The organism is Pengzhenrongella phosphoraccumulans (genome assembly GCF_045689905.1).
GTDB lineage: Bacteria > Actinomycetota > Actinomycetes > Actinomycetales > Cellulomonadaceae > Pengzhenrongella > Pengzhenrongella phosphoraccumulans.
The window spans coordinates 1,160,958-1,184,081 of the sequence record NZ_CP144210.1; the positions used below are offsets into that span (position 1 = coordinate 1,160,958).

At 70.9% G+C, this 23,124-nt stretch carries 21 protein-coding genes and 1 tRNA gene; 2 read left to right on the forward strand and 20 right to left on the reverse strand.

Going from position 1 to position 23,124, the window contains the following annotated elements; genetic code table 11:
• Positions 1-2: 2 nt before the first annotated feature.
• From prpB to VTA80_RS05470, 3 genes are read right to left on the reverse strand one after another with little or no spacing between them, the layout of a single operon-like run.
• Positions 3-911 (reverse strand): methylisocitrate lyase, encoded by a 909-nt coding sequence (gene prpB, locus VTA80_RS05460; protein ID WP_407344385.1) that lies wholly within the window; start codon positions 909-911, stop codon positions 3-5.
• A complete protein-coding gene (locus VTA80_RS05465; protein ID WP_407344386.1) occupies positions 911-2,419 on the reverse strand; it encodes an MmgE/PrpD family protein in 1,509 nt (502 codons plus the stop codon). Before VTA80_RS05465 ends, prpB begins: the two co-directional genes overlap by 1 nt.
• Positions 2,420-2,450: 31 nt before the next feature.
• Complete coding sequence (locus VTA80_RS05470; protein WP_407344387.1) at positions 2,451-3,371, reverse strand: oxygenase MpaB family protein; 921 nt, start codon at positions 3,369-3,371, stop codon at positions 2,451-2,453.
• Between the two features lie 207 nt (positions 3,372-3,578).
• Here VTA80_RS05470 and VTA80_RS05475 point away from each other — a divergent pair, with 207 nt between their 5' ends.
• Positions 3,579-4,154, forward strand: a complete 576-nt coding sequence (locus VTA80_RS05475) for a hypothetical protein (protein WP_407344388.1) — start codon at positions 3,579-3,581, stop codon at positions 4,152-4,154.
• The gene (locus tag VTA80_RS05480) at positions 4,151-4,711 is read left to right on the forward strand and encodes a hypothetical protein (RefSeq protein WP_407344389.1); all 561 of its coding nucleotides are present in this window, start codon (positions 4,151-4,153) and stop codon (positions 4,709-4,711) included. The genes VTA80_RS05475 and VTA80_RS05480 overlap by 4 nt, the downstream gene beginning before the upstream one ends.
• 32 nt (positions 4,712-4,743) lie before the next feature.
• Here the strand turns inward: VTA80_RS05480 and VTA80_RS05485 are convergent.
• From VTA80_RS05485 to VTA80_RS05565, 17 genes are all read right to left on the reverse strand, one after another.
• A tRNA-Leu gene (locus tag VTA80_RS05485) sits at positions 4,744-4,817 on the reverse strand.
• Positions 4,818-4,853: 36 nt separating this feature from the next.
• Positions 4,854-6,245 carry an NAD(P)/FAD-dependent oxidoreductase gene (locus VTA80_RS05490; protein ID WP_407344390.1) on the reverse strand — a complete coding sequence of 464 codons (1,392 nt, stop codon included), beginning with the start codon at positions 6,243-6,245 and terminating at the stop codon, positions 4,854-4,856.
• A 182-nt stretch (positions 6,246-6,427) separates the two neighbouring features.
• Positions 6,428-7,522 carry a substrate-binding domain-containing protein gene (locus tag VTA80_RS05495; protein ID WP_407344391.1) on the reverse strand — a complete coding sequence of 365 codons (1,095 nt, stop codon included), beginning with the start codon at positions 7,520-7,522 and terminating at the stop codon, positions 6,428-6,430.
• A 181-nt stretch (positions 7,523-7,703) separates the two neighbouring features.
• The gene (mmsB, locus tag VTA80_RS05500) at positions 7,704-9,032 is read right to left on the reverse strand and encodes a multiple monosaccharide ABC transporter permease (protein ID WP_407344392.1); all 1,329 of its coding nucleotides are present in this window, start codon (positions 9,030-9,032) and stop codon (positions 7,704-7,706) included.
• A complete protein-coding gene (gene mmsA, locus VTA80_RS05505) occupies positions 9,029-10,579 on the reverse strand; it encodes a multiple monosaccharide ABC transporter ATP-binding protein (protein ID WP_407344393.1) in 1,551 nt (516 codons plus the stop codon). Before mmsA ends, mmsB begins: the two co-directional genes overlap by 4 nt.
• Positions 10,580-10,728: 149 nt before the next feature.
• Complete coding sequence (locus tag VTA80_RS05510; RefSeq protein WP_407344394.1) at positions 10,729-11,859, reverse strand: LacI family DNA-binding transcriptional regulator; 1,131 nt, start codon at positions 11,857-11,859, stop codon at positions 10,729-10,731.
• Positions 11,860-11,970: 111 nt separating this feature from the next.
• On the reverse strand, positions 11,971-12,921 hold the full coding sequence (locus VTA80_RS05515; RefSeq protein WP_407344395.1) for an exopolyphosphatase: 951 nt from the start codon (positions 12,919-12,921) through the stop codon (positions 11,971-11,973).
• 148 nt (positions 12,922-13,069) lie between these two features.
• Positions 13,070-13,585, reverse strand: coding sequence for a DUF501 domain-containing protein (locus VTA80_RS05520; RefSeq protein ID WP_407345702.1), 516 nt, complete (start codon positions 13,583-13,585; stop codon positions 13,070-13,072).
• An 83-nt stretch (positions 13,586-13,668) separates the two neighbouring features.
• Positions 13,669-14,490 (reverse strand): septum formation initiator family protein, encoded by an 822-nt coding sequence (locus VTA80_RS05525; protein WP_407344396.1) that lies wholly within the window; start codon positions 14,488-14,490, stop codon positions 13,669-13,671.
• Positions 14,491-14,644: 154 nt separating this feature from the next.
• Positions 14,645-15,928, reverse strand: a complete 1,284-nt coding sequence (gene eno, locus VTA80_RS05530; RefSeq protein ID WP_407344397.1) for a phosphopyruvate hydratase — start codon at positions 15,926-15,928, stop codon at positions 14,645-14,647.
• A gap of 140 nt (positions 15,929-16,068) precedes the next feature.
• On the reverse strand, positions 16,069-17,505 hold the full coding sequence (locus VTA80_RS05535) for an NAD(P)(+) transhydrogenase (Re/Si-specific) subunit beta (protein ID WP_407344398.1): 1,437 nt from the start codon (positions 17,503-17,505) through the stop codon (positions 16,069-16,071).
• Positions 17,502-17,855, reverse strand: a complete 354-nt coding sequence (locus tag VTA80_RS05540; RefSeq protein ID WP_407344399.1) for an NAD(P) transhydrogenase subunit alpha — start codon at positions 17,853-17,855, stop codon at positions 17,502-17,504. Before VTA80_RS05540 ends, VTA80_RS05535 begins: the two co-directional genes overlap by 4 nt.
• Complete coding sequence (locus VTA80_RS05545) at positions 17,845-18,990, reverse strand: NAD(P) transhydrogenase subunit alpha (protein WP_407344400.1); 1,146 nt, start codon at positions 18,988-18,990, stop codon at positions 17,845-17,847. Before VTA80_RS05545 ends, VTA80_RS05540 begins: the two co-directional genes overlap by 11 nt.
• A 256-nt stretch (positions 18,991-19,246) precedes the next feature.
• The gene (locus VTA80_RS05550) at positions 19,247-19,477 is read right to left on the reverse strand and encodes a hypothetical protein (protein ID WP_407344401.1); all 231 of its coding nucleotides are present in this window, start codon (positions 19,475-19,477) and stop codon (positions 19,247-19,249) included.
• Between the two features lie 139 nt (positions 19,478-19,616).
• Positions 19,617-20,360 (reverse strand): MazG nucleotide pyrophosphohydrolase domain-containing protein, encoded by a 744-nt coding sequence (locus tag VTA80_RS05555; protein ID WP_407344402.1) that lies wholly within the window; start codon positions 20,358-20,360, stop codon positions 19,617-19,619.
• Between the two features lie 27 nt (positions 20,361-20,387).
• On the reverse strand, positions 20,388-20,960 hold the full coding sequence (locus tag VTA80_RS05560; RefSeq protein ID WP_407344403.1) for a hypothetical protein: 573 nt from the start codon (positions 20,958-20,960) through the stop codon (positions 20,388-20,390).
• Between the two features lie 47 nt (positions 20,961-21,007).
• Positions 21,008-23,092 carry an acyltransferase family protein gene (locus tag VTA80_RS05565; protein WP_407344404.1) on the reverse strand — a complete coding sequence of 695 codons (2,085 nt, stop codon included), beginning with the start codon at positions 23,090-23,092 and terminating at the stop codon, positions 21,008-21,010.
• Positions 23,093-23,124: the final 32 nt, after the last annotated feature.

A 23,124-nucleotide genomic window follows, 5' to 3' on the forward strand; every position in this document is an offset into this window, starting at 1 on the left:
CGTCACTGATCAGCACCCCCCAAGGTGAAGTTGAAAACTGTCGAGTCGAACTGGTTGTACTCGGCGTAGTCGAGCAGCTCGTAGAGCCGCGCCCGCGTCTGCATGACCGGGACGACGGACTCCTGCGTGCCGGTGGCGGCGATGGTGCGCAGTCCGGCCTCGACGGCGCCCATGGCGATCCGCAGGGTCGTGACCGGGTAGATGACGACGTTGAAGCCGAGCTTCTCGAGCGTCGCCGCGTCGAGCAGCTTGGACTTGCCGAACTCCGTCATGTTCGCGAGCAGCGGGATGTCGACCCCGGCGCGGAACGCCTCGAACTCGGACTCGTCCGCGAGCGCCTCGGCGAAGATCATGTCCGCGCCGGCGTCCGCATACGCCTTGGACCGGTCGATCGCGGCCGCGAGACCCTCGACGCTGCGCGCATCGGTGCGCGCGCAGATGACGAAGTTCGGGTCGGTCCGCGCATCGACGGCGGCCCGGATCCGGCCGATCATCTCCGCGACGGACACCACTGCCTTGTTGTCCAGGTGCCCGCACCGCTTGGGGTTGACCTGGTCCTCGAGGTGCAGCCCGGCGAGCCCGGCCTGCTCCAGCACCCGGACGGTCCGGGCGGCGTTGAGCGGCTCACCGAAGCCGGTGTCGGCGTCGATGAGGGTCGGCAGGTCGGTGCCCTGCGCGATGGCACCACCCCGGGCGGCCACCTCGGTGAGCGTGGTCAGGCCGATGTCGGGCAGCGCGAGGTCGGCCGAGAGCGCGGCCCCGGACACGTAGACGCCGTCGAACCCGGTCTCCTGGACGATCCGCGCGACGAGCGGGGAGAACGCCCCCGGCATCCGCAGCAGGCTGCCCGAGGCCAGCCCGGCCCGGAAGGTCTCCCTCTTGGCGGCAGCCGAGATGCTCGAGCCCAACATCAGAAGATCCCCTTGCTCGTGGCGGCGGTGTCTCCCAGCCGGTCGGCGGCGACCGTGAACGACAGCCGGTGCAGCTCACCGGCCGGCAGGTCGGGCAGCTCGGCGACCGCGGCGAGGAACCGGTCCTGCTCGTCGTCGTCGATGACGCCCGTCGCCAGGGTCCGGAACTTCTCGATGTACTGCGGGCGGGCGAACGGCCGGACCCCCAGCGGGTGCGCGTCGGCGACGGCGAGCTCGTCCTCGAGCACGGTCCCGTCGTCGAGCGTGATGACCACGCGACCCCCGAACGCCTTCTCGGCGGGGTCGATGGCGTGGTAGCGGCGGGTCCACTCCGGGTCCTCGGCGGTGGAGATCTTGTGCCAGAGGGCCACGGTGTCGGGGCGCGCGGCCCGCTCGGGGGCGTAGGACCGCTCGTGGTGCCAGGCGCCGTCCTGCAGCGCGACCGCGAAGATGTACATGATCGAGTGGTCGAGCGTCTCGCGCGACGCCGTCGGGTCCATCTTCTGCGGGTCGTTCGCCCCGGTGCCGATCACGTAGTGCGTGTGGTGGCTCGTGTGGATCACGATGCTGCGCACGCGTGCGGTGTCCCCGACCAGCGGCCCCATGCGGCGGGCGAGGTCGATGAGCGCCTGCGACTGGTACTCCGCCGAGTGCTCCTTGGTGTACGTGTCGAGGATCGCGCGCTTGGACTCGCCCGGTCCGGGCAGCGGGATCTGGTAGACGTGCTCGGGGCCGGACAGGAGCCAGGCGATGAAGCCGTCCTCGCCCTCGTAGATCGGCGTCGGCGACGTCTCGCCGCGCATCGCGCGGTCGACGGCCTCGATGGCCATCTTCCCGGCGAACGCGGGGGCGTAGGCCTTCCAGGACGAGATCTCGCCCTTGCGCGACTGCCGCGTCGCGGTCGTGGTGTGCAGCGCCTGCCCGACGGCCTGGAAGATGGTCTCGGCGTCGAGGCCGAGCGCGGTGCCGATCCCGGCTGCGGCGCTCGGGCCGAGGTGGGCGACGTGGTCGATCTTGTGCTCGTGCAGGCACATGCCCTTGACCAGGTCGACCTGGATCTCGTAACCGGTTGCGATGCCGCGCACGAGGTCGCGTCCGCTGCGGCCCAGGTGCTGGGCGACCGCGAGGATCGGCGGGATGTTGTCGCCGGGGTGGGAGTACTCCGCGGCCAGGAACGTGTCGTGGTAGTCGAGCTCCCGCACGGCGACGCCGTTCGCCCAGGCGGCCCACTCGGGCGAGAACCCGCGATCGGCGGCGAGGCCGAACACCGTGCTGCCGGGCGCGGCGGGGTGGGCCACGGCCTGGGCACGGGCGGAGACGGCCGGGTGGCGCGCGATGGACGCGGCAGCCACGGACGCGTTGTCGATGATCCGGTTGCCGATCATCTCCACGACGGCGGGCTCGACCTCGACCGGGTCGACCGCGAGCGCCGCGAAGCGCCAGGCGAGCTGCTCCTGACGCGGCAGCTGGTCGGCGGAGGGATGCGTGCGTACGGCGTGTAGCTTCATTGGTACGTCCTTTGAGAGGTGTCCTCGCAGACTACGACGGCATGCTGAATCGCGGGCCTGAACGGACGAACGTCCTGTACGGACCCGTCAGATCATGCTGCGGGCGCCATCGCCCAACGAATGATCGACGTGATCGCGTGCCCGCTCGCCCGCACGACGGTCGCCTCGACGGGGGCAGGTAGGGCAGGCCCAACGGCTTGCGGGCCCACCGTGGGAGAAGCCCGACGGCAGCTCCGGTCAGTGCCGTGTACGGCGGCAGCGCGACCCACGGCACGGGGGGGCGCAGCAGGATGAAGCGGGCGGCCTCGCGAGCGGCCGGCGTCTCGGCGAGCTCGGGGCGGTAGGCCTCGATCTCGGCCTTGAGCTGCGCATAGGTCCGCGGCGGATCGATCACCCCGAGATGCTCGCCGACGACGGCGACGTCGGCCACGTACCGGTCGCAGCCTGCGCGGTCGAGGGGCTTGTCGCCGTAGCGCTGGTGCGCGGCCAGGAAGCTGTCGGCCTCGGCGACGTGCACCCACCGCAGCAGGTGCGGGTCGGAGGCCGCGTAGGCCAGGCCCTCCGGTGTGACGCCGCTGATCCGCTCGTGCACGGAACGCACGTGCGCGACGATCGCGGCGGCGTCGTCGGCCGCCCCGAAGGTAGTCATCGCGAGGAAGGTGCTGGTGCGCTCGAGCCGACCCCACGGGTCGCCCAGGTAGCCCGAGTGGGCCGCCACCGCGGCCATGGCGCCGGGATGCAGGGACTGGAGCAGGAGGGCTCGCAACCCCCCGACGAACATCGACGCGTCGCCGTGCACCTGATGGATGGCGGAGTCGGGTGCGAACCAGCGGTCGCCCGGGCGGTTGTGGATCCGGTCGCGCTGCGCGGGCCCCCGTTCGCCCGCGACCCGCGCGAACAGTGCCGCGCCGACCCGGAGCCGGACCCCCTCGATCAGTGCGACCTCGCCCATCAGTGCTCTCCACTCGTCGTGAATCATCGTGCGTGACCAGCGGGGTGCGTGATCGTGCGCTGTGTCAGACAACGCGACCCGAGCGACGCACATTCCGCCCACGCCCACGCGATCGGGTCTGCACCCCGGCATCGACCCAGGTGAGCCGTGATCTTCCGTGACGCACCACGCTAGGGTTTCGTTCGAACCCTGGGGGGAAAACGGTCCATGACACGTGATCGCAGTCGACCACGACGCATTGCGAAGCCGGGCCGGCAAGCGTGGGCCGAGGACCTCACCGACGTGGTGTTCTGGATCGCGGGCGTCTTCTACGTGGTCACAGGCTTCTTCCCCGTGATCATCATCATGATCATTGGGCTCGTCGCCGGGACGTCTCCCCTCGAATCCGACGGGGGCATGTGGGGCTGGGCGCCGGGGTACCCGGCCTTCGACCCGCAGTCGTGGCTGTTCTTCCTGCCCGCCCTCGCAGCCCTGTTCCTGTCGGTGTGGACCTTCCCTCTCCCCCTGCGTACCTTCCCCGGCACCAGCCGCGCCATGCTGATGTGGACGTCCGCGGGCGCGGTCTTGCTGACCGCGCAGATGGGCGCCGCGTTCCACGGCGCCCCGGGGATCGCCAACGAGGGAATCTGGGCCTCGTTCCTCTTCGCGGCGGCCGCCGCGCTCTTCTTCCTTCGCCTGCTGCTCGGCGCGCTGCACCTCCTCCCCCGCAGCTGGCGCGAGACCGCACCCACCCCCCGGCGCCGCCGAAAGACCGTCCCAGGCCCGACGGAGGTATCTCGATGACGACGATCCGGGTGGACTTCGACCAGGACAGCTGGCTGTACGTGCCCGAGAGCTGGCCCTGGAACGGCTTCGAGAACCTCGACCACTGGGTCGCCACCGTCTGCGACCTGCTCGGACCGGCTCACCAGCTCGACGCCGCCACGACCGCCTGGCTCGGGACCTCGCTGCAGGCGATCGCCGCGGAGCGGCCGGACGACGAGTCCCGGTTCATCTACCTGGCCGCACCCGACCGGTTCCTGTTCTTCGTGAGCGTCCTGTACAACGCCGCCTCCGACGAGCTCACGCTCGAGGACCTGGCCGCGGTCAATGACCCGGCGGCTACCCGGACACCCGAGTCGCGCCCGTTCGTCGCCCCCCAGCTCGGCGCCGGGATCCGGTCGATGCGGTATGTGGACACCGGCGGCCCGGACCACGACCTCGCCGCGATCGTCCAGTACGCCTGGAAGAGCGGCGGCCTCGACATCGTCGTCATCGCCGCGGACTTCAACCTGGTGCTCGTCGACGAGCTGCTGCCGGTCCTCGACGAGCTGGCCCTGTCCATCAGCGTGGTCGCCTGAACGACTGGTTTCGCGCCAAGTGATGATCGGTGTGCCCCCGACGGGGTTTGAACCCGCACTGGACCGGGTTTAAGCCGGTTGCCTCTGCCAATTGGGCTACGGGGGCCGGCGCCCATCCTGCCGCAGATCCGGGCCTGACGACTCAGGCCGCCGGCTCCACCGGCGGGAGCGGGATCCGGACCGACGCCGCGCGGAACTCCGCGCGCGGGTCGTGCAGCGACCCGAGGGCCACGACCTCGCGCCGGAAGATCAGCGAGCTGGTCCAGTCGGCCATGATCCGGACCTTGCGGTTCAGGGTCGGCATCGCGAACACGTGGTACGTGCGGTGCAGCACCCATGCGAGGAACCCGCGCACCTTGATCCGGCCGAACATCTGCGCGACGCCCTTGTACATGCCGAGCGAGGCGACCGCGCCGACGTTGCGGTGCTTGTACTCGGTCGGGGCGTCGCTGCGCAGGATCCGGGCCACGTTGTCGCCCAGGTGGTTGCCCTCGCGCAGCGCGTGCTGCGCGTTCGGCGGGCAGGTCTGACCGGGGTTGTACAGGTCCGGGACGGCGGCGCAGTCCCCCGCGGCCCAGGCGTCCGCCACGACGACGCCGTCGGCCGTGGCGATCTGCAGGGTCGGCAGGCAGATCACGCGGCCCAGCTTGTCGAGCGGGAGGTCCGAGTTCTTGAGCACCGGGTTCGCCATCACGCCGGCGGTCCACACCAGCGTCTCGGCGTCGAACTCGACCCCGCTGGAGAGCACGACGTGACCGCCGACGCACGAGGTGAGGAACGTCGACAGGTGGATCTCGATGTTCCGTTTGCGCAGCTCGTCGAGCGTGTAGCCGCCGAGCTCCTCGCTCACCTCGGGCAGGATGCGGGCCGACCCCTCCACGAGCACGAACCGCAGCTCGGACAGGTCGAGCGAGTCGTAGTACTTCGCCGACGCGCGCGCCATGTCCTCGACCTCCGCGAGCGCCTCGACCCCGGCGAAGCCGCCACCGACGAAGACGAACGTCAGCATCTTGCGGCGCAGCTCCGGGTCCCAGATCGACGACGCGACGTCGATCCGGTTGAGCACGTGGTTACGGACGGCGATGGCCTCTTCGATGTTCTTGAAGCCGATGCCCTCCTCGGCCAGCCCGGGGATCGGCAGCGTCCGCGCGACCGAGCCGAGCCCGACGATCAGGTGGTCGTACGTGATCTCGTAGGGGTCGCCCTCCTCGGGCGTGATCTCGACCTTGCGGTCGGCGTGCCGGATCGCGCTGACCTTGCCGTACAGGACGTCGACGCCCTTGAGCGCGCGGCGGTGCGGCGCGACGGCGTTGCGGGGGTCGATCGACCCCGCGGCGGCCTCGGGCAGGAACGGCGCGTAGGTCATGTACGGCCGGGGGTCGACGACGACGATCGCGGCCTCGTGCTTGCCGAGCCGGCGGCGCAGCCGGCGGGCGGAGTACAGCCCGACGGTGCCACCGCCAAGGACCACGATGCGGGGCACCTTGCGCGGGCGGGGCGCCGGCGAGGCGGAGGTCGGGACAGAATCAGACATATCCCCAGGTTATCGATGCCTACCCTCACCAGGGAACCCGTTAGAGCGGTGATACCGCCCACAGATATCGCGGTGATACCGCCCACAAAGAGAGCGGTGACACCGCCCACGCGAAAGGCCGGCCCCCGCGGCAGCGGGGACCGGCCTGACCTTCGTGCGTGGTGACTCTTCCTGCGGACCGACTACTTGGTGAGCGGGGAGAGAACCGGGTCGTTCGCGTAGGCCTCGGCCGCGTTCGCCTTGGTCACGATGACCGGGGGAAGCAGGTAGGCGGGGACGATCTTGACGCCGTTGTCGTAGGACTTGGTGTCGTTGACCTCGGGGGTCTTGCCGGTCTGCAGGACCTTCGCCATGTCGATGGCCTTGGCCACGAGCACGCGGGTGTCCTTGTTGATCGTCGAGTACTGCTTGCCCGCCATGATCGACTTCACGGACTCAACCTCGGAGTCCTGACCGGTGACGACCGGCAGGGGCTTGCCCTGGCTCTCGACCGACGTCAGGATCGCGCGGGCGAGGGTGTCGTTCGGGGACAGGACGCCATCGAGCGAGAGGGTGCCGTACGTGCTCGTGAGGAGCGCATCGGCGCGGCTCTGGGCGTTCTCGGCCTTCCAGCCGGCGGTCGCCGTCTGCTTGATGTCGGTCTGGCCGGAGGCGACGACGAGCGTGCCGTCATCGATCTTCGGCTGCAGGACGTCCATGGCACCACCGAAGAAGACGGAGGAGTTGGCGTCGTCCGAGGAGCCCGAGAAGAGCTCGATGTTGTACGGGCCCTCGGCCTTCTTGGCCTTGAGGCCGTCGAGCAGGGCCTGGCCCTGAAGCTGGCCGACCTTGAAGTTGTCGTAGGCGACGTAGTAGTCGACGTCGGCCGTGTTGAGGATCATGCGGTCGTACGCGATGACGATGGCGCCCGCGTCGTGGGCCGCCTTGGCCTGGGTGGCGAGCTGGCCGCCGTCGGCCGCACCGATGATGATGACCTTGGCACCGTTGGTGACCATCGCCGAGATCTGGTCCTGCTGGTCCTTGACCGTGGTCGAGGCACCCGCGTACTGCACGTCACCCTTGAAGCCGGCAGCCTTGAGGCCGTCCTCGAACAGCTGGCCCGCGAGGACCCAGTTCTCCGAGGTCTTCGACGGCAGGGCGATCCCGATGACCGAGTCGGCGGCGAAGCCGGCTGCGGCACTGGGGTCGGTGGTGGCGTCCGTACGGCTCGAGCAGCCGGACAGTGCCAGGAGGCCGACCGCAGCCAGGGCTGCCGTCGTGATGAGACTCTTGCGCATCTCGATCCATTTCTCTTCGGTGAGTTGATCCAAGGCGGATCTGGGGGTCAGCAACGCCTAGGTTCGGGCGCAGCAGGAGAGTGATTGCGCGCCTGTCGCGCGCGGGCGGAGCGTTGGTGTCGGCGAACACATCGCGGGGGTGGGGGCCGGGCCCCGTCGAGGCTCCGGCCCGCGGCCCGCCCTACGGCACGGGGAGCGCCGGGATGACGGGGTCCGGAGCGGCACTGCCCAGCGGGCCGTCGACGGCCCGAGCGACCGGCAGCTTCTTCCCGCCACCCGTCAGCAGTCCGATGATCGACGGGCGCCCCTGGCTCTTGTTCCAGACGTCCACGCCCACGGCGATGAGAAGCACCATGCCCTTGATGATCTGCACCTTGTCGGAGCCGACACCCTCGAGCTGGAGGCCGTTGTTGAGCACGGCCATCACGAGGCCACCGATGATCGACCCGGTCACGGTGCCGATACCGCCGGCTACCGCCGCGCCACCGATGAAGACCGCCGCGATCGCGTCCAGCTCCCAGCCGATCCCGTCCTGCGGGCCGGAGGCGACCGACCGGGCGACGAAGATCATGCCGGCGAGCGCCGACAGGATCGCCATGTTCATCATGACCATGAAGTTGACCCGCTTGGACTTGACCCCGGAGAGCTCGGCCGCGAGCTTGTTGCCGCCGACCGCGTAGACGTGCCGGCCGAAGATCGTGTTGCGGGTGACGAACGCGTAGAAGATCACCAGGACGCCGAGGATGATGCCCGAGATCGGGAAGCTCGTGCCGGTGCGGCCGCTCGCGAACTGCAGCGTGAGATACACGACGACGGAGCCGATCAGCACGAGCTTGACGATGCTGACCCACGCGGGGACCGTCGCCGACCCCATGGACTGCTGGACGCGGCGGGCGCGCCACTCCTTGAGCACGACGGCGACGACGACGAGGAGGCCGAGCACGAGGGTGAGGTTGTTGTAGCCCGTGTTCGGGCCGATCTCCGGGAGGTACCCGGCCCCGATCGAGGTGAAGCCCTCAGGGACCGGCACGGTCCGGGCGTTGCCGATGAGCTGGTTGCCACCGCGGAAGATCAGCATCCCCGCGAGGGTGACGATGAAGGCGGGCACGCCGATGTAGGCGACCCAGAACCCCTGCCAGGCCCCGATCAGGACGCCGACGACCAGCCCGAGCAGAACCGCGAGCGGCCACGGGAGGTGCCAGGAGTCCATCGAGATCGCCACCACGATCCCGGTGAAAGCCGCGACCGACCCGACCGACAGGTCGATGTGCCCGGCGATGATCACCATGACCATCCCGATGGCGAGAATCAGGATGTAGGAATACTGGCCGACCAGGTTGATCAGGTTTCCGGACGAAAGCGTCAGGCCGTTCGTGGACCACTGAAAAAGGGCCACGATGGCGATGAGGCTGAACAGGATCCCGAACTGTCGCAGATCGGATTTTCCGCCACCGAAGATCTTCTTGAGATCCTTGAAGCCGGACGTGTCGGAGCTCGTCGGTGCGCTCATTTGCTGTCGACTTTCTTCTTCGCTGAGGTCATGCTTCTCATGAGGGATTCGGGATCGGCGTCCGCGGCCGCGATGCAGTCGGTGATGGCGCCCTCGAAGATCGTGTAGATCCGGTCGGCCAGCCCGAGCAGCTCGGGGAGCTCGGACGAGATCATGATCACGCCCTTGCCCTGGGCGGCGAGCGCCTGGATGATCCCGTAGATCTCGTACTTGGCACCGACGTCGATGCCGCGCGTCGGCTCGTCGAGGATCAGCAGGTCAGGGTCGGAGAACATCCACTTCGCGAGGACGACCTTCTGCTGGTTGCCGCCCGAGAGCTTGCGGACGCCGTCGTCGACGCTGCCGGTCTTGATCCGCAGGCTCTTGCGGTACGCGTCGCTCTGCTGGAACTCCTTCGCGCCGCTGACGACCTGCCCGACCGAGATCTTGGAGAGCTTCGCGCTCACGATCGAGCGCTTGATGTCGTCGATCAGGTTCAGTCCGAGCGCCTTGCGGTCCTCGCTGACGTACGCCAGCCCGTGGTCGATCGCCTCGGAGACGCTGCGCAGCTGGATCTGGTCGCCGTCCTTGTAGATCTCCCCGGAGATGAAGTTGCCGTACGACCGGCCGAAGATGCTCATCGCGAGCTCGGTGCGGCCGGCACCCATGAGTCCGGCGAAGCCGACGATCTCGCCGCGGCGCACCGTGAAGTTCGAGCTCTTGCAGACCAGACGCTCCGAGATCTGCGGGTGCTGCACGGTCCAGTCGCGCACCTCGAAGAACACCTCTCCGATGTGCGGCGTCCGGTCCGGGAAGCGGCTCTCGAGGCTCCGGCCGACCATGCCGCGGATGATCCGATCCTCGTTGACGCCGTCGTTCTTGATGTTCAGCGTCTCGATCGTCCGGCCGTCGCGCAGGATCGTGATCGAGTCGGCGATCTGCTCGATCTCGTTGAGCTTGTGCGAGATCATGATCGAGCTGATGCCCTTGCCCTTCAGGCCCCGGATGAGGTCGAGCAGGTGCTGGGAGTCCGCCTCGTTCAGGGCCGCCGTCGGCTCGTCGAGGATGAGGAGCTTGACCGACTTGCTCAGGGCCTTGGCGATCTCGACCAGCTGCTGCTTGCCGACGCCGATGTGCTTGATCTGGGTGTCGGGGTCGTCCTTGAGGCCGACCCGCGCGAGGAGCTCGAGGGCCCGGCGCTTGGCGCTCTGCCAGTCGATCGCCCCGAACCGCGTCGGCTCGTTGCCGAGGAAGATGTTCTCGGTGATCGACAGCTCGGGGATGAGCGCGAGCTCCTGGTGGATGATCACGATCCCGGCCGCTTCGCTGGCGCCGATGTCCTTGAAGTGGACCGGCTCGCCCTGGAAGATGATCTCGCCGCTGTAGGTCCCCGCGGGGTAGACCCCCGAGAGCACGTTCATCAAGGTCGACTTGCCGGCGCCGTTCTCACCGCAGATCGCGTGGATCTCGCCCGCTGCGACGACGATCGAGACGTCGGAGAGGGCCTTGACCCCAGGGAATTCCTTGGTGATCGAGCGCATCTCGAGGATGGTGTGGTCAATCGACATCGATGTAGTCCTTGCACCCGTGTCCGGTGGGGGCATCCTGCGCAACAACGACAGGGTGCGAGAGATAGAGCAACGCGTCGACATTCTTCGAGAAATCGGCAGCAGCGCCGACCGTCCCCTTGCAAAAACTCACAAGCTTGACCTCGATGTCATGCTGACGTGGATTGTGGCCGTCGGATGTGACCGGTCACACGAATAGTTTTACCTGACATCATCACGGTGTCAAGGACGTTCGGGTCACGCTTATGTAACGGCTGTGCGCGCCCCCGGGCGCGACCTGTGGACGCGCGCACGACGAGCGCCGGCATGATCCGGGCGTCCCGCGCGGCGTCGGCCACCGTGACCTCACCGAGCAGCAGAGCGACCGCGCGCCGCCCGAGCTCGGCATGGTCCTGACGCACGGTGGTCAGCGGCGGGCAGTAGTGCTCGGCGTCCGGGATGTCGTCGAACCCCACCACGCTGATGTCGCGCGGGATGTCGCGGCCCGCGTCGCGGAACGCGTGCAGCAGGCCCAGCGCCATCTGATCGTTCGCGGCGAAGACCGCCGTGAACTCGCGGGTCCGGAGCAGCTCATGGCCGGCGAAGTAGCCGAACTTCGCCGTCCAGTCGCCGAGCACCGGCGGGTTGGTCGAAAGGTCGGCCTCGTCGATCTCGTCAAGGAAGCCACGCATCCGAGCCTCCGCCTCGATCCAGTCCTGGGGCCCGGCGAGGTGGATGATCTCGCGGTGCCCCAGGTCGATCAGGTGGCGGGTGGCCATCCGGGCGCCGGCGATCTGGTCGACCGACAGCGCGCGGTGCTCGCTCGTCGCGGTGGACTGCAGGCTCACGTAGGGCACGTCGATCGCCATCTGGGCGAGGACGTCGAACACGCGCGTCTGGGGGGCGATCACCACCAGCCCCTCGATCGCCTGCTCCATCAGGTGCCCGATCGCGCCGGCGATCGACTCGGGGTCCACCGCGGAAAGGTTGGCCGTGTTGACGTAGTACCCCGCCTCGCGTGCGGCGTCCTCGATCGCGGCGATGCTGCGCGCCGGGCCGTACTGCGCATTCGACGCCGACAGCACGCCGATCGTGCGCGAGTGCCGGGTCGCGAGAGCGCGCGCCGCCTGGTTCGGCCGGTATTGCGTCTCCTCCATGACCTGCAGCACGCGGGCCTTGGTGTCGTCGCGCACGCTCGGGTGATGGTTCAGGACGCGCGAGACGGTCTGGTAGGACACCCCGGCGAGGCGCGCGACATCCCGGATGCTCGGCGTACGGCCGGGAGGGAGCTGAGCTGACACGGAGAACAACCTCGTCGTTGTGAACGGTCACAAGTGTGCGCAGGACAATTATGCACGGCCTGACGAGTACCGCGAACGGGGGCCGCACGACGTCGTCGGGCGGGCGAGGAATCAGCGCGCGATGCTCCACGCGATGCCGTCGAGGATGTCGTGCTCGGAGGTCACGACGTAGGCGAGCTTGCCCCCCGCGATCGCGACATCGGCCCGGACCCGCGCCACGATGTCCGACCACACCAGCGCACCCGCGCCGATGACGTCCGCACGTCCCGGGTGCATGAACGGCAGCGCCGCCCGCTCGGCCCGCGTCCGGCCGAGGAGGTCCGCGCACGAGGCGAGCACCGCATCGACCCGGAGCTCGGCACCGTCGATGCGCGCCGGGTCGTAGGCACCGAGCTTGAGCACGTGCGCGGTCACCGTGGTGACGGTCCCGGCGAGCCCGACCAGCGTCGCCGTCCGACCGAAGGGGACGACGGCGGCCACGGCGTCGAGCCCCGCGGCCACGTCGGCGCTCGCCGCGGCGATCTGCTCACGCGTGGGCGGGTCGTCGTGCAGGTGCCGCTCGGTGAGGCGCACGCACCCGACGTCGATCGAAGACGCGGCCACGGGCGTCGTCGTGCCGAAGGCGAACTCGGTGGAACCGCCGCCGAGGTCGACCACGAGGAACGGTCCCCGGTGGTGTCCCGCCAGGACGGCGGTCGCCCCGCGGAACGACAGGGCTGCCTCCTCCGCGCCGCCGATGACCTCCGGCAGGACGCCGAGCGCCGCGTGGACGCCGTCGACGAACTCCTGGCGGTTCTCGGCGTCACGCGTGGCCGAGGTGGCGACGAACCGGATCCGCTCGACCTCGAGGTCGGCGCAGATCTCGGCGTACCGGCGGGCGGCGTCGAGCGTGCGCTCGAGCGCCTCGGGCGCGATCCGACCGGTGCGGTCGACATCCTGCCCGAGCCGGACGACCTCCATCCGCCGCTCGACGTCGACCAGCGTCCCCGCGGCCAGATCGATGTCGGCCACCAGCAGCCGGATGGAGTTGGTCCCGCAGTCAATTGCCGCCACCCGAGTCATCCCGACAGCCTGCCACCCCGGCCCGACTGCTCCCGACCCGGCTCCCCCGCCCCCCGGGGTTCGCGAACCACGAGTTGTGGTCGCTCGCGAGCCGTTGCCTGCGACCACTACTCCGGGTTCGATGCGGCAGCCGGCCGCTGCAGCCAGTTCAGCAGGTGCAGCGGGTGGGGGTCCAGGTCTCGGCGATCAGGGCTAGCGCCTCGTCGCCCAACGGGTTCACGCCCGGGCCGGCCGCCAGCGCGTGCCCGACCAGGACGTGCAGGCACTTCACCCGCGTCGGCATGCCTCCCGCAGAGATCCCGGCGATCTCGTCGACGTGACCGAGCGCCTCGCGCTGCGCCAGATAGTGCTCGTGCGCGCGGGCGTACGCGGCCGCCAGCTCCGGCTCGACCGCCAGCCGAGCGGTCCACTCCTTCATCAGACCGCCCGCCTCGAGCGTGCTCACCGCCTGCACCGCGGGCGGGCAGGTGAGGTAGAACGTGGTCGGGAACGGCGTGCCGTCGTCGAGCCGGGGCGCTGTGCGCACCACGAGCGGGCGCCCGCACACGCACCGCGCAGCGATCCCGACCACGCCACGCGGGACGCGGCCGAGCTGCTCGCGCAGCGTGTCGAGGTCGCGCTCGACGACCTCGGGGCCGGTGGCGTACGGGCGGGGCGTGTCAATCACGGTGATCCATTCACAGTCGGTCCGCACGTGCCGGCAGGGCTCGTGCGGGGCGGAGGCAGGGCGGAGCGGCGCCGTTGAGGTCAGGGGGTCGCGGGATCGGTGGGCGGTGTCGCGGGCGCTGACGCCGGGGCGCCCGACGGCGAACCGGTCGGCGCACTCGTGGACGCGGGGGCGTTCGCCTCGGCCACGTCGGCGGCACCGGCCGCCTTGACGGACTCCCAGATCGTCGCGTACCACGGCGTCGTCGTGCCGGCCGCGACCAGGGCTGGGCCGCTCCCGGTGGCGTCGACGACCGGCGCGGTCGGGTCGGGAACCGTCTCGGGGTCCACGACCCGGAACGCCGTCTCGCCGGGCAGGACGAACGCCAACCGCTCGCGCGCCTCGGCCGCCACGTACGCGTCGTCGGTCCACCGGTTCAGCTCGGCCGTGAGCTGCTCGTTGTCCGCGCGCGCCGCGGCGACGTGCTGCACCAGTCGGTCGTTGTCGGCGCGCTGCGCGAGATAGGCGCGCACGGTCGGGAACAGCAGCACGAATGCGAGCAGTCCCACGACGAAGAGCACCAGCGCCCGCACGCTGAACATCCGGGGCAGCCACGAGGTCGCAACCGCTCCCCGTTCGCTGCCCGCAGCGCCGCGCGCGGCCGACGACGTCGTCGGTCCCGTCGCGCGCGATGCGGGCCGGCTCGGGACCGGGCGGTGGGTCGACGGGCGCGTCCCGCTGGGACGGGCCGCGCTCGGCCGCACCGCGCTCGGACGGACGGCGCTCGGACGGACAGGTTCCGCGTGGTCGACGGGCGCGGAGCTGCGTGGCGCGGTCGGACGGCGCGGTGCCCCGGCCCGCGGTCCGCGCGCGCCCGAGTCCCGGTCACCGGGGTGCGGCGCGACAGGACGGCGGGCGGACATGGATCGATTCTCTCCCGTGCGGGCACGTTCGTGGCGCAGGCGCCACGGGCGCGTGTCCACGGCGCACCGAAGCCCGGCACCCCGAGTCGGGGCACCGGGCTTCGGCAGATCAGCGCGTACGGACTCGCCGCACGCCCCTGGGCGGACCTGTGGGTCAGGCCTGCTTGTGACGCGGGAACGCCGAGGCGCCGGCGTAACGCGCGGCGTCGTCCAGCTCCTCTTCGATCCGGAGGAGCTGGTTGTACTTGGCGATGCGCTCGCCACGGGCGGGCGCGCCGGTCTTGATCTGGCCACCGTTGATCGCCACAGCCAGGTCGGCGATCGTGACGTCCTCGGTCTCACCCGAACGGTGCGAGACCATCGCGGTGAAGCCCGCGCGCTGCGCGAGGTCCACGGCGTCGAGGGTCTCGGTCAGGGTGCCGATCTGGTTGAGCTTGACCAGGAGCGAGTTCGCGCTCTTGAGCTCGATGCCCTTGGCCAGGCGGATCGGGTTCGTGACGAACAGGTCGTCACCGACGATCTGCACGCGGTCGCCGACCTGAGCCATGAGCGAGGACCAACCGGCCCACTCATCTTCGGACAGCGGGTCCTCGATGGAGACGAGCGGGTAGTCGCGCACGAGCTGCTCGTAGTACGCGATCATCTCGTCCGACGTGGTCGCCTTCCCCTCGAACTGGTAGGCGCCCTCCTTGAAGAACTCCGTCGCCGCGACGTCGAGCGCGAGGCCGACGTCCTTTCCGGGAACGAAGCCGGCCTTCTCGATCGCGACCAGGATGAGGTCGAGCGCGGCGCGGTTGCTCGACAGGTTCGGCGCGAAGCCGCCCTCGTCGCCGAGACCGGTGGACAGGCCCTGGGCCTTGAGCACCGACTTCAGGGAGTGGTAGACCTCAGCGCCCATGCGCAGCGCCTCGCGGAAGGTCGGGGCGCCGATGGGGGCGACCATGAACTCCTGGATGTCGACGTTCGAGTCGGCGTGCGAGCCACCGTTGAGGATGTTCATCATCGGGACGGGCAGAACGTGCGCGTTCGGTCCGCCGAGGTAGCGGAAGAGCGGCAGGTCGGCCGAGTCGGCCGCGGCCTTCGCGACGGCGATCGAGACGCCGAGGATCGCGTTGGCGCCCAGCTTGCCCTTGTTGGCGGTGCCGTCGAGGTCGATCAGGGCGGCGTCGACGAGCCGCTGCTCGCTCGCCTCGAACCCGATCAGCTCGGGGGCGATCTCGTCGATGACGGCGTTGACCGCGTCCTCGACGCCCTTGCCCAGGTAACGGGACTTGTCGCCGTCACGACGTTCGACGGCCTCGAAGGCACCGGTCGACGCGCCGGACGGAACCGCTGCGCGAGCGATCGTGCCGTCGTCGAGGGCGACCTCAACCTCTACGGTCGGGTTGCCGCGCGAGTCAAGAATCTCGCGTGCGCCTACAGCCTCGATGCTAGCCATGGATGCTCCTTTTTCGGACGAGTAGGTATGCATCGCCAGGCTACCGTCGATCAGCACCCGGCCTGTCAGGACCTTCCGCCCGCGGACAGGCGCCGCGGGCGGACGGTCGTGGCGGGGTCGAACCCCGATCAAACCCCAGGTCAGGCGACCAAGGTCTTGACCGCCGCGAGGATCTCGCGCAGCCCCTTCTTGGCGTCGGCGAAGAGCATTCCCGTCTGAGGCTGGCCGTACAGCTCGTTGTCGAGCCCGGCGTACCCGTGCCCGAGCGACCGCTTGATGACGATCACCGAGCGGGCCTGGTCGACGTCGAGGATGGGCATCCCCGAGATCGCGTTCCCCGGCCGGCGGGCCGCGGGGTTGGTCACGTCGTTGGCGCCCACGACCAGGGCGACGTCGCACGTGGCGAACTCGGGGTTGACCTCGTCCATCTCGAGCAGCTGCGTGTACGGCACGTCGGCCTCGGCGAGCAGCACGTTCATGTGCCCGGGCATGCGCCCGGCCACGGGGTGGATCGCGTACATCACGTTGATGCCGCGCTCGGTGAGCAGCGCGCCGAGCTCGCCGCACTCACGCTGGGCCTGCGCCGCTGCCAGGCCGTAGCCGGGCACGATGATGACCTTGGTCGCGTAGGCGAGCTGGACGGCGACGTCCTCGGCGTCTACCTTGCGCACGTCGGCCCCCGCGACCCCCGCGCCGGCGTCCGACGCGGTGTCACCCGTGCCGAAGCCACCGATCATGATGGCGATCACGGACCGGTTCATGGCGTCGGCCATGAGCTTGGTGAGGATCGTGCCGGACGCCCCCACCAGGGCCCCGGCGATGATGAGGATCTGGTTGCCGATGACGAACCCGGCCATCGCGACCGCGAGGCCCGTGAACGCGTTGAGCAGCGAGATCACCACGGGCATGTCGGCGCCACCGATGGGCAGGACCATGAGGACCCCGAACCCGAGCGCCGCGATCACGACGGCGGCCATGAGCCACCCGCTCGGCGTCGCGACCAGCCAGGCCGCACCCCCCAGGGCGACGACGGCCGCCGCGATGTTCAGCGCACGCGAGCCCTTGAACGTGATCGGCGCCCCGGACACCCAGCCCTGGAGCTTGCCGGCGGCGATCAGCGATCCGGAGAACGTGACCGACCCGATGATGACGTCGAGCACGACCGGGACCGAGAACCCGGCCGTGACCGCGCCCTCCCCGGACATGCGGACGTAGTCGATGATCCCGACCAGGGCGGCCGCGCCACCACCGACCGCGTTGAAGATCGACACGAGCTGCGGCATGGCCGTCATCTGCACCGCGCGCGCTGTGTAGAGCCCGCCGAACGAGCCCACGGCGAGCCCGGCCAGGAGCATGCCCCAGCCCCACCCGGTGATGTTGTAGGAGCCGCCGTCGGCCGTCGGGCCGCCCGAGGCGACCAGGGTCAGGGTGGCCACGATCGCGGCGGTCATGCCCGCCGCCGAGAGCCAGTTGCCGCGCCGCGCCGTCGCCGGCGAGCGCATGAGGTGCAGGCCGAGCACGAAGCACACGGCCGCGACCAGGTAGACGAGCCGGACGGCGACCTCGAGCCCGCTCATCGCGCGCCACCTTCAGTAGTTGCGGTACCGGTGGCGGACGACGGCGCCTCGGCCGCCGGCTTCGGCCGTGGCCGTGCCTTGAACATCCCGAGCATGCGGTCGGTGACGACGTACCCGCCCACGACGTTCATCGCTGCGAACGCCGCGGCCACGAAGGTCAACAGGTACGCGAACGGGTCGTCCGCGAGCCCGGCCACGATCACCGCTCCCACCACCACGACCCCGTGGATCGCGTTGGCGCCCGACATCATCGGCGTGTGCAGGGTCGCGGGGATCTTGCTGATCACCTCGAAGCCGACCAGCACCGCCAGCACAAATAGTCCCAGGTTGCTCAACAGCTCACTCGTCACCGGACGCACCCTCTGCTCGAATCCACACGGCCGCGACGAGTTCGTCGGCCGGGTCCAGCATGATCTCGCCGTCGGTCACGATGGCGGTCAGCAGCGCCGTAGCGTTGCGCGAGTAGGCCGACGACGCGCCGGTGGCCATCGCCGACGGCAGGTTCCCCGCACCGATGACGCTCACGCCGCCCGGGGTCACGACCGTCTCGTCGGGCACCGAGCCCGCGACGTTGCCGCCGAGCGGCCCCGACGCCAGGTCGACCAGGACCGACCCGGGCTTCATCCCCTCCACCGTGGCCGCGGTGACGAGCACCGGCGGGATCCCGCCCGGCACCTGCGCGGTCGTGATCACGATGTCGAACCGGCGGATCGCCGCATCGAGCTCGGCGCGCTGCGCGACCGCCTCGTCCTCGGTCAGCGCGCGGGCATAGCCGCCGCCACCCTCGCCCGACACGGACGACGTCGTCAGGAACGCCGCGCCCATCGAGGTCACCTCGCCGCGCGCCGCAGCGCGCACGTCGTACCCGGTCACCTGCGCACCCAGCCGGCGCGCGGTCCCGATCGCCTGCAGCCCCGCCACCCCCGCGCCGAGCACGAGCACCGTGGCCGGCCGCGCCGTGCCGGCCGCCGTGATCATCATCGGGAAGTACCGCGCGAACGCGTCGGCCGCCACGATCGCGGCCCGGTAGCCGGCGACGGACGCCTGCGAGCTGAGCGCATCCATCGTCTGCGCCCGCGGCAACGTCCGCGGGAGCAGGTCGAGGCTGAGCAGCCGTACCCCGCGCCCCGCGGCGTCGTCGAGGTCGAGCCGGCCCGCACCTTTCGCGCGACCGTCGAGCAGCCCGATGAGCACCTGACCGGTCCGCAGCCGCGCGAGCACGGCCGCCGTCGGCCGCCGGACGGCCAGGATCACGTCGGCCCGTTCCAGGACCTCGTCGAGGGGGCCGACCTTCGCGCCCGCCCGGATGTACACATCGTCGGAGAACAGGGCACCGTCGCCGGCGCCTGCCTCGAGGAGCACCTCGAACCCCTGGGCGACGAGCTTCTCGACCACCTCAGGAACGAGCGCAACGCGCCGTTCGCCCGGCGCGCGCTCCGCCAGGGCAGCGATCACGAGCACCTTCGCATCTTCGCGCGCAGTCATCAGTCCTCCTCGGGTGCCGCCCCCTACGGGTGGCGGGGACGATTCTGCCCGTGTGAAGGCGTTCCGACCAAGGACGTTCGCCCCGAACCGCCCGACGGCCCCCGCAATCCACGCTAATCAGGGCGAAATACGGGGAGAACTGCGACTTGCCCGCTGATCGACACCACCACCGATCCGAGGAGCTCAGGGGAAGAGTGGCGACATTTCGCCCCGCACCTACCCGATCGGGTCTCGGCGCGCCCCGCGACGCCCCGTGTCAGACCCGCGCGGTGCCCCGCCCGGCCCGCTCGATCAGGTCCGCTCGCAGCCGGTCGATCGCGTCGATCCGGGACGCGAGCTCCGCGTTCGAGTCGCTCAGGATGCGCGTCCGGGCGGTCATCTCCACGACGGCGCGCGCGACGGCGCCCGGGCCGAGCAGGCGGCTCGCATCCGTGGCGCGGTGCGGCTCGGACGGAAGGTGTGCCTCGGCGGGACGGCGCAGGTGCATGGGTGCTCTCCGATCGCGGGCGACGAAGGTCGACCTGCCCCGTCGACTCCCTGATCGTCCGCGGGCGACCCCAGTTGAGGGGTCGGTCCGCACCCGGCGGTACCGCCGCACACGCCCGTGCGTCGTGCGTTCGGGCTGGTCAGCCCGCTTCGGCCGCACGCACGGCGCCCTCGAGGCTCCGCAGCGCGCCCCGGAGCGCGGCCTCGGCGTCCACCCCGGCGGCCTCCGCCTGGGCAGCGAGCACGAGCAACCGCGCGCCGAACGCCGTCGCCGCACCCTCGGGCGACCCCGCCGGTGAACCGGCCGCGTGCTCCCGGGCAACTTCCTCGACCTCGATCGCGAGCCCGCCCCGACGCGCGCGAGCGATCACCTTCTGCCCCCGGGCCAGGGCGCCCTGCGCGAGCGGGATCCCCTCGAGGACGGACGTGCGCTGCTTCTCGATCTTCTTGATCCGGTCCCAGCGCGCATGCGCGACGGCGGCCTCGTCCGGCTCCGCGGTCGGGTCACCGTCGACACCCGCTGGGTCGAAGACGTGCGGGTGGCGCCGGACGAGCTTGGCGGCGACCCCGCGCGCGACGTCGTCCAGATCGAACGCATCGCTGGCGTGCTCCTGCGCGACCCGGGCGTGGAACACCACCTGCAGGAGCAGGTCGCCGAGCTCCTCGCGCATGCCCACCCGGTCGCCGGTCTCGATCGCCTCGGCGACCTCGTGGGCCTCCTCGAGCGCGAACGGCACGAGGCTCTCGTGGGTCTGCGCGGCGTCCCACGGGCAACCGCCGGGCGAGCGGAGCAGGTCCATCACGCCGACGAGCTCGCGCACGCCGGCACCCGGGTCAGGTGCACCCGGGGCCGCAGCTGGCCCGGAGGCCGCGGGAACGCCCATGCCCGTCGCCGTCGTCCAGCGGTGGGCTCAGCCGGCCGCGGGGGTCGCGGGCTGCGTGACGAGCCACGGGTAGGACGTCGGGGTGATGGCACCGGTCGCGAAGTCCGCCTCGCCATACCGCGGGTTGATCTGGGCATCAAGGTTCGCCAGCTCGTCGGTGATCTGCGCCGTCACCTCCTGGCCGTTGGCCAGGCCCTGGATGTTCTGCTGCAGCAACGTGAACCGTGCGACCTCGACGGCGGCGTCGCTGAAGGGGTCCGTCCGGGCGGGCACCGTCCCGGCATCCACCGCGGCCTGCGCCGCCTGGTCGAGCAGGTCCTCGGCCTCCTGCGTCGAGACGCCGACGCCGGCAGCCGACGCCGCCTTGTCGAACACGGGGGCCGCGACGAGGACCATGAGCACGCTCGACTGCGACACGTTCTTGAGGTATGGCGCCAGGTCCGACGTCGCGGTCTGCAGCTCGGCGACCGAGATCTCCGAGCCGTCGACGACGGCGGCCGCGCCCGGTTGGCCCGAGCAGCCGCTGAGACCCACCACGAGCACACCGAGAGCGAGCAGGGCCGACGCACCGCGTCGCCCGGCCAAGGATCGGACCGTCACCTGAAGACCTCCGTTGTGATCAAGAATCGCTGGCCATCTTAAGCCGCTCAGGCCCCGGCTCGGACCGCCTCGTCGAGGAACATCGCGGCGATCGCTTCGGCGCCCGCGGGTCGCGGGTGGATGCCGTCGTTCCACAGCCACTCGGGGTGCGCCATCGCCAGCGACTTCCAGTCGAAGACCATCGCGTTGGGGTACTCCGGCACGACCCGGCCGATCAGCTCGTTGTTGTGCGCCTCCCAGTCCCGGGCGACGTAGTCGTTGAGCACGATCACCCGGCGAGCCGGTCGCGCGAGGTCGAGCATCGCGCGCAGCTGGCTCTCGGCGATCGCGCCGTTCGTCCCCGCCCCGATCACGACCACCTGCCCGAGCCGGCCCGCGGCGGCGATCGCCGCGAGGGCGTCCAGCACGCCCGCGGGCTGCCGGCTCGTGACGGCGTCGACCTCCAGCGCCGGGAACCGCGCGGTGAGCGCGGGCGCGATCGCCGCCATGACCGAGTCGCCGACGACGGTCGTCGGCGGCGGGATCGCGGGCGCGGCGGGCGCCGGGGCCGGCTCGGCCGGGGGCGCCGGCGCGGCCGGGGGCGCCGGCGCGGCCGGGGGCGCCGGCGCGGCCGCCGCCGGGTCGGCAGGCGGAGCGACCGACGCGGCGGGGGCCGGGAGGAGCTGTGCCCCGAACGGATTGCGGGCGAGGTCCGGCACGGTCGGCCGGACGATCACGGAGACCGGACGACCGGGCTCCCGCGCCACGACCGGGGGTGCCACGAGCACGGTCGTCAGCGCGAGCACGAGGACGCCGAGCGCGACGGGTCCGGCGAGGAGCCGGACGGGCCGCCGACCGGGTGCGCCGATGCCCTCGGCCCGACAGCGCGCGAACCATCGTCCGACGGCACCAGACCGGACCGGCACCTCGAACCACCGGTACGAGGCCTCGGCGAGCGCGAGCGTCAGCCCGACCCGCAGCCCCACCGCCGCGACGCCGTCGAACGCGAGCTCGAATCCGGGCCGCAGCAGCATGAACACCGGCCAGTGCCACAGGTAGATCCCGTACGACCGCTGGCCGACGTACCGCCACGGCTGGGTCCCGAGCAGCTGGCCGACCCGCGAACCGGGGTGCGCCAGCGCGGCGACCGCCATTGCCGCGAGCACGCTCACGACGGCGAACCCGCCCCGGTACAACGCCACCGACAGCGCGTCGACCTGCCAGAACGCCACCACCAGTCCGACCAGCCCGGCGATCCCGACGAGCTCGAGCTGCCACGATGCGGGCGACGGTGCGGGCGACCCCGCCTGCCGGGGCGACCCCGGCGTCGTCGTCGTCGGCCTCGCCCAGGGCACCCACACGGCGCCGAGCGCCGCGCCGAGCAGCAGCCCCATCGCGTGCGACGCCGTCCCGAGGTACGCCGGGCTCGGGTCGTTGGGGATCGGGAGGCCGCCGTCGACCGCGAGCACGGCCATCAGCGCGGTGGACAGCGCCGCCCCGACGAGGGCGACCCGCGCGACCCGGCTCACCCGGGTGGGCCCGCCGAGCCGGAGCAGGAGGACCACGACGATCGGCCACAGGACGTAGAACTGCCCCTCGATCGCGAGCGACCACAGGTGCTGCAGCAGCGGGGGTCTCCCCACCGCCTCGAAGTAGGACTGCTGACCGGCGAGGCTCGCCCAGTTCGACACGTAGAGCAGCGCCGCGGGGACGTCGGTGCGCAGCTCGCTGAGCTCGTCCCGGAAGGCGAGGGCCGCCGTCGTGCACACCGCGAGCAGCATGAGCCACAGGGCGGGCAGCAGCCGGCGCGCGCGACGCAACAGGAACCGGCCGAGGTCGACACCACCCGCGCGCGCGTGCTCGGCGACCAGGGACGACGTGATGAGGAAGCCCGAGAGCACGAAGAAGACATCGACGCCGAGAAACCCACCGGGCACCGAGGCGGCACCGAGGTGGTACAGGACGACGGCCAGCACCGCGAGCGCCCGGATCCCGTCGAGCCCGGGAAGGTACGGGATGCGCGCCGGGGCCGGCGGCGTCGCCGACACCGGCCGCAGGTGCAGCGTCCTGGTGTTCAGGGTCCTGGCGTTCACCGGCCGGGTGTTCACGGCCTTGAGGTTCATCGTCATCTCGCGGCCCCCGATCGGCGTCACAGCCGCACCGGGACTGACCTGTGGGATGCGGG

Coding starts and splice junctions, on each gene's coding strand:
- prpB (WP_407344385.1), bottom strand. CDS start 911: ATGTTGGGCTCGAGCATCTCGGCTGCCGCCAAGAGGGAGACCTTCCGG.
- VTA80_RS05465 (WP_407344386.1), bottom strand. CDS start 2,419: ATGAAGCTACACGCCGTACGCACGCATCCCTCCGCCGACCAGCTGCCG.
- VTA80_RS05470 (WP_407344387.1), bottom strand. CDS start 3,371: ATGGGCGAGGTCGCACTGATCGAGGGGGTCCGGCTCCGGGTCGGCGCG.
- VTA80_RS05475 (WP_407344388.1), top strand. CDS start 3,579: ATGACACGTGATCGCAGTCGACCACGACGCATTGCGAAGCCGGGCCGG.
- VTA80_RS05480 (WP_407344389.1), top strand. CDS start 4,151: ATGACGACGATCCGGGTGGACTTCGACCAGGACAGCTGGCTGTACGTG.
- VTA80_RS05490 (WP_407344390.1), bottom strand. CDS start 6,245: ATGTCTGATTCTGTCCCGACCTCCGCCTCGCCGGCGCCCCGCCCGCGC.
- VTA80_RS05495 (WP_407344391.1), bottom strand. CDS start 7,522: ATGCGCAAGAGTCTCATCACGACGGCAGCCCTGGCTGCGGTCGGCCTC.
- mmsB (WP_407344392.1), bottom strand. CDS start 9,032: ATGAGCGCACCGACGAGCTCCGACACGTCCGGCTTCAAGGATCTCAAG.
- mmsA (WP_407344393.1), bottom strand. CDS start 10,579: ATGTCGATTGACCACACCATCCTCGAGATGCGCTCGATCACCAAGGAA.
- VTA80_RS05515 (WP_407344395.1), bottom strand. CDS start 12,921: ATGACTCGGGTGGCGGCAATTGACTGCGGGACCAACTCCATCCGGCTG.
- VTA80_RS05525 (WP_407344396.1), bottom strand. CDS start 14,490: ATGTCCGCCCGCCGTCCTGTCGCGCCGCACCCCGGTGACCGGGACTCG.
- eno (WP_407344397.1), bottom strand. CDS start 15,928: ATGGCTAGCATCGAGGCTGTAGGCGCACGCGAGATTCTTGACTCGCGC.
- VTA80_RS05535 (WP_407344398.1), bottom strand. CDS start 17,505: ATGAGCGGGCTCGAGGTCGCCGTCCGGCTCGTCTACCTGGTCGCGGCC.
- VTA80_RS05545 (WP_407344400.1), bottom strand. CDS start 18,990: ATGACTGCGCGCGAAGATGCGAAGGTGCTCGTGATCGCTGCCCTGGCG.
- VTA80_RS05550 (WP_407344401.1), bottom strand. CDS start 19,477: ATGCACCTGCGCCGTCCCGCCGAGGCACACCTTCCGTCCGAGCCGCAC.
- VTA80_RS05555 (WP_407344402.1), bottom strand. CDS start 20,360: ATGGGCGTTCCCGCGGCCTCCGGGCCAGCTGCGGCCCCGGGTGCACCT.